Here is a 5,721-nt window from a genome sequence, read left to right as displayed (position 1 = left end):
GTGAAAAGACCATTTTATTAGTTGAAAGAGAGGCAAGATTAATTCAGGCCGCTAAAGCTGAAGGGACGTTACCGGCAGGATTGGGGATACAGTTTATTGGCAATGCTAGTGATTATTACGTTAAAGTTAAGCCAGAATATACATTAAAGTTATCATCCAATCTTTCAGATAATGCAAGTAATATGGTGATTAAAGGGATAAATGGGGTAGTTGAAAATAAGGGGGGTGAAGTTAGCAAGCACCGTTTAACGCAGGCAAATAAAACGGAGTTGATTAACCGTTATCAAGTGAATTATCCGGAATTAACCCTAGCTGATATTCCTGATGAAGTTGAATTAGTGAGTGGTATATCGTCATCGAATGAGAATAATGGCACGGAATTAACCATCCGTTTTGTGGTAGAAAACAGACATTACTGGATAGCCACGAAAGAGGTTTTTCACCTACAAGGAAAAAATGGGCAACTAAATAGCTCGATAAATTATTGGAATCACTTTCCACTATCATTAACCAATTTACCGGCAGCGACAGAGCACAACACGGTGTATTACCCGCGTACTGTTTCACTAAATGAGCAATCGAGTAATACAAGTTTTACAGCAGTTGATGATGCCGCTCCTGATTCAGTGTGGCGATATATACAGGCGGGGAATAAACAAGGGATGCCAATACAAGGTTGGGTAAACACTAAAAGTGGCGCACAGCAACACATAAAACGAGTTAGCCCATGGCACTGGTCAGGTTTTAAAACGATAGAAGAGAAGGCAACGGTAGGCGAATTATCTGATAAAATCAGCAAAAATAACGTTGCCACCTTAGATTTAGCCGATTACACGCCGGCGATGCGAGAATTACAGCAAATCTTAACTGGCACACTAATATATTCAACCCAACGAAAAAAAGACCTACCGCCACCGACTTTTACGGATAGGGATTTAAAGGAAGGATTACGCAGAAGTTGGACAGCGGAGCAGATAGGGCATTTACTGGTGAAATATGAAAGTGAATGGTATGCTGATGAAGAATTAAGTAAATGGAATGAGATAGATAACCTATATGAACAAGAAAAACAGCAAAAAAAAGAAATCATCGAACAAGAATTAAACAAACTCGGCTTAATCTTACCTTATCAACGTGACTTTGCCTTAAGAAAATTGAATGAAGCGCACGAACATGTCAAAAGCAACTGGCAACTAGAAAAAGAAGAGTGCATCAAACCCTCACTGTGGTGGAAAAAAGTGGCGCAAGCTCAAACTCAAAACTCAACCGCAAACACAGAAGCCAATACGCCTAAACTATCCAATCTATCCGCAGACGGCAAGGCGTGGTTTATTCATCCGGTGGCAATGATGGATTATTTTTCTGGCGCAGGCATAGCTACTTATCATATTTATCATGATGGAAAAATTGAAAAACATATACCACAAAAAATACTAACAGGGTATGAACAAAAATATAAATACGTTTATCATGATAAGAATAAAAAGATACATGAGTTGGGTATTTTTACTATTCATGTGACTAAGGCTATGGCGAGAGGAAATATTCCACAAGCACATAATGTGGAATTAATTAATGTTAAGGAGTTTGAAAAGGGTTACATTTCATCTGATGGTAGTGTTAAAGCAAAATTTGCAACATTTAATAGTGATAGTCACAGGTGGTATATAAATCCTGATTGTTTTGCTGGGTTGCTTGGTGCTATGTTAGAACTGAATGCTGATTATTTAGGCTTTAATGGATTTAGTACTCACGATGCTAAATCTGTTCAGAGTAGATCTCATATAAACGGTATCGCAGGCGATTTAAGATATATATCAACTAAAAGAAACGGCGAGCTAACATGGTTATCTTATTCAAGTTTTGATTTTGATGAGCAAGAAAAATTTAATACAGCATTGTATAAATTTGGCTGGGCAAGGACTTCGTTAATGTATTCAGAATATTTTACATATAAGAAGCAACCAAATACTTTACTTAAATATACTAAGCATATGAAGAAAGCTCCTCCTAATGGATATGATCATTATCATCATTTACATATATGCGGTTTTGATTTTAACTTAATTATAAATGTATAAGATTAAAAATGATCAGGTTTCAATTTTTCTATATATGCATTTTATTAATCTCGTTTTTTTCTTTTGCAGAAGATAAAAATAAAGATCTTAATAATATCCTTTATGAATTTAAAGGATATTCAAAAAAAACATCTTCGTATCATTCTTTAAAAGACTTTTTTGCGGATAATAATCAAATATATGATGAAAAAAATCCATTAAATGTGCTTTTTGATCCCAACACGCTTTTATTAAGTATGGTTGAGCATAGAAAACCTTACACAGGTAAAGCTATATTATTTAAAAAGCTTCCGCTTGATAACAATCTAAATGTGTTCCTTTTTGCTTATTGGGATCATAATGATCAAGATTCATATTATAACCTTCCAACTCTTGAATTACAGATTTTTGATAAGAGTAATAAACTGATTAGCAAAATGATTGTTGTGGATGGTGCACAAGCAGAGTGCTCAATCAATAAAAGAACACGTATTTATAAAAATAAGAAATTTGAAATAATAGAATCAGAGTATTGCATTGATATAGAAACAGACAAGCTTATGACTGAACAACATAAGGTAAGTTATTATTTTATTGATGATAAAGGTAATATTAATTATGAATAATTAGGTACTTTCTTCATCACTTTTATTAGCTTATATTAAATAATATCCTAATAAAAAAGAACACGATTTATTAAGATGTTGAATTAGGCATAAATAGCATTAAGGATAGTTAACAATGAAACTTTTTGAACGGTTTATCATTATCTGCCTATTATCATTATTTAGTGTAAATATGGCATTTTCAGAAAATTTAAATAGCGATTTACGCTACTATCATAAAATTAAATTACCTTATTCCTCTAATGAATTAAAAAAATATTATTATTGGGGAGAACACGGCTTGTATCTTTCCCCTAATATGCCATTTCCATTAAGATTTACCAATAAAGAATTTTCATTTAAGCCAAAATTATTTGAATATCTTACTAAAACAACTTTTTATTTTCCTCATTGTTATTTTTATTATAAGGACATTTTATATAAAGGCATTATCCAAATGGCTATAGGTGAAAATGATGAAAAAGTTTTTACTTTTCAGATGTATAGTTATGATAATAACGGAAATTTGTTGGATACAATACTTTTGTACAAAATTAAAAATGGCGAAATATCTTATTGGAATGATTTTGTAATAAAGCCTGATGGCAAAATATTAATTAAACAACATCAAAAACAAAATCTCTTTGATCCAGATGAAGATCCAAAAGATAATAAAGTTTATACAACAGAAATAAAATATAAAATGAGTTCTTCTGGCATTTTTAACCAAATCAAGGATTAAGTAATGAAAAATTTATTGTTCATTGAAATAGCACTATTTTTATCCAGTTTTTGTTGTTATGGCCAGCAACTTGATGTTATTGATAACTATAAAGGTAATTCTATTCTTGAAACTATAGATATATGGGAATTGGAAAAAGATTGCCAAAAACCAAATGATTTTTGGCAATTAACAAATGCTGAACGAGAAAAAATGCTAGAGCATTGCCCAGTTAATCAAATTGCTCCATATTTTGATAATTTATATGAAAATATTAATAACAATGTTGTTATATATGATGTAAATGATTTAAAGTTTACTATTAATAAAAAAATCTATAATAAAGTCATCAATAATAAGAAATACCCAGTTAAAGAGCTTCACTTATCCTTTTTTCATAAGGGAAACCTTAAAGATAAAATTATATTGGCAAATAGCTATTATGATGTTGAAAGTTATTATTGGTTAAGTAATCAATATTACTACATTGCCCCTAATGGGGATATTTATCTATTATTAGTAAAAGATATTAATGCTAGTGTAAAACCAATATTCTGGAAACATTATCAAATAAATAAAGAAAACTTACGATTTCAACTTAAAGGACTATTAATTGACGAAGGTTATAAATATCAAATTATTTATCCTTATAAATTTGAAATTCTTGAAGGGACGCTGGAAAAATCAAAGTATAATATTGATAAATTAAAGACATGTTATCAAGAAAAATATTCGACTAATTGTAGTATTGACTCTTATAGGTATTATCATAATCTTTTATCTCAAAAAATCATATCGCTTAAGAACAAAAAAACTAATTTTAATGAATCTATAGAAAAAATAGATAAACAAATTAATGAAATATGTTTATTGATACCTGCTCCTAATTATTATGAAACTGAGGAATTTACTTATAACATTACAAAATGTTTAGTTGAGCAACTAAACAAAAAGATAAAAACGATAGACCAAATATTATTGGGGTGAAATAATATTTATTTGGAACTTATATGGCATGGTGGTATCCATATTGACAAAAAGGTATTGAAAGAAATCAAAGAGGAAGCGAAGCTGCGTTGTATGGCTGATGGTGAAGTTATCGCTTATCGAGTGAATGATGTTTATCCTAAAATTGTGTATCAGGACAATGTTGAACTAAAACTGCCTTATAAGGAACAACAAAAAGTTGCTTATTTCTCAACAGGGTTTACCTTAGTCAGGCATCTGTTACAAATGCCCAAAATTGCTAATTCAACCGACACACCACCATCAATAACGTTATACAGTTTATATATGCATCAGTTAGATTGGTATGGTTATCAGCAAAAGAAACAGGAAGGGAATGGTAAGGTTGACTATCCTGGTTATTGGCAATCAACTCAATTAGGGAAGGTCAATGAAGTAAAATCGGAAGTTATTACGGGTAGTGTAATACGAGAAAATGGAAGCCAAACAACCGTTGTTGGATTACTACTCAAAGGCAGTAAAGTCCGTTTAGGGGAACGACATCAAAAAATGGCGGGCTGGTATAAAATAGTGTCGATAACAGAAGGTACTTTAGTTACGCCAAACGGATTTCAACAGGAATTGGGCAATATAACGGGTTATGTTTGGCATAAAGATATTGGAGCCACAGCAAAAGATAGACCGACAGGAACAATTGCAGAAGCCAACAAGGATTATGTTATTTGTCTGGAAGATAATGACAAGCTGGGCAAACCCGAAGTAGCCGTAAAAGGCATTGCAGTATATGGTGCGGCAAACAATAAACAGAAATTAACCTATTTACCTAAGACAGCGACGTTTGAATTTGACGGTGAAAATAAGGGGTATGCCAAAATTCGGAAAATCAACAACTGTGATGTGCCAGCGGTTTTGGTGGATAAAAATGGCGATGATGATGCCCCGCATAAGGGCTATGTCAAATTAACCTCGGTGACGTCATCGACTTTCGAGCCAGGAAAGCTAGATAAAATTGTGGTATTAAAAAAGCCGGCACCAATAAAGAAAGGCGATTTTATTGGATATATTGGTCATAATGTTAGTCAATCGGAACGTTTTGACGAGCCCAAAGAGGCTTCGTTATCGACCATGAAGCGTGCATTAGACACTAACTTACCACAGCTAGCACATGTTGAATTATTTACCTGTGATGATTTGCCGGCATTTATCAGTAAAACCCGAGCCTTAGCAGAGCAGTTACCGGAAAGTGAAAAGACCATTTTATTAGTTGAAAGAGAGGCAAGATTAATTCAGGCCGCTAAAGCTGAAGGGACGTTACCGGCAGGATTGGGGATACAGTTTATTGGCAATGCTAGTGATTATTACGTTAAAG

3 protein-coding genes and 2 pseudogenes are annotated in these 5,721 nt (G+C 32.7%); all 5 read left to right on the top strand.

The window, feature by feature from the left end; genetic code table 11:
• Window positions 1-2,081: pseudogene (locus A9G34_RS10775) on the top strand (hypothetical protein); the annotation flags it as partial.
• 8 nt (window positions 2,082-2,089) lie between these two features.
• Window positions 2,090-2,686, top strand: coding sequence for a hypothetical protein (locus tag A9G34_RS06920; protein ID WP_065569287.1), 597 nt, complete (start codon window positions 2,090-2,092; stop codon window positions 2,684-2,686).
• Between the two features lie 115 nt (window positions 2,687-2,801).
• A complete protein-coding gene (locus A9G34_RS06915) occupies window positions 2,802-3,407 on the top strand; it encodes a hypothetical protein (protein WP_065569286.1) in 606 nt (201 codons plus the stop codon).
• Between the two features lie 3 nt (window positions 3,408-3,410).
• The gene (locus A9G34_RS06910; RefSeq protein ID WP_065569285.1) at window positions 3,411-4,373 is read left to right on the top strand and encodes a hypothetical protein; all 963 of its coding nucleotides are present in this window, start codon (window positions 3,411-3,413) and stop codon (window positions 4,371-4,373) included.
• Window positions 4,374-4,385: 12 nt separating this feature from the next.
• A pseudogene (locus tag A9G34_RS06905) lies at window positions 4,386-5,721 on the top strand (hypothetical protein); the annotation flags it as partial.

The sequence above is a fragment of the Gilliamella sp. Choc4-2 genome (genome assembly GCF_001690355.1).
Lineage (GTDB): Bacteria > Pseudomonadota > Gammaproteobacteria > Enterobacterales > Orbaceae > Gilliamella > Gilliamella apicola_A.
This window is presented reverse-complemented; position numbering and strand designations above follow the sequence as displayed.

Bases quoted from the DNA above. Each gene is read 5' to 3' on its own strand.
- A9G34_RS06910 (WP_065569285.1), top strand. From the start codon at position 3,411: ATGAAAAATTTATTGTTCATTGAAATAGCACTATTTTTATCCAGTTTT.
- A9G34_RS06915 (WP_065569286.1), top strand. From the start codon at position 2,802: ATGAAACTTTTTGAACGGTTTATCATTATCTGCCTATTATCATTATTT.
- A9G34_RS06920 (WP_065569287.1), top strand. From the start codon at position 2,090: ATGATCAGGTTTCAATTTTTCTATATATGCATTTTATTAATCTCGTTT.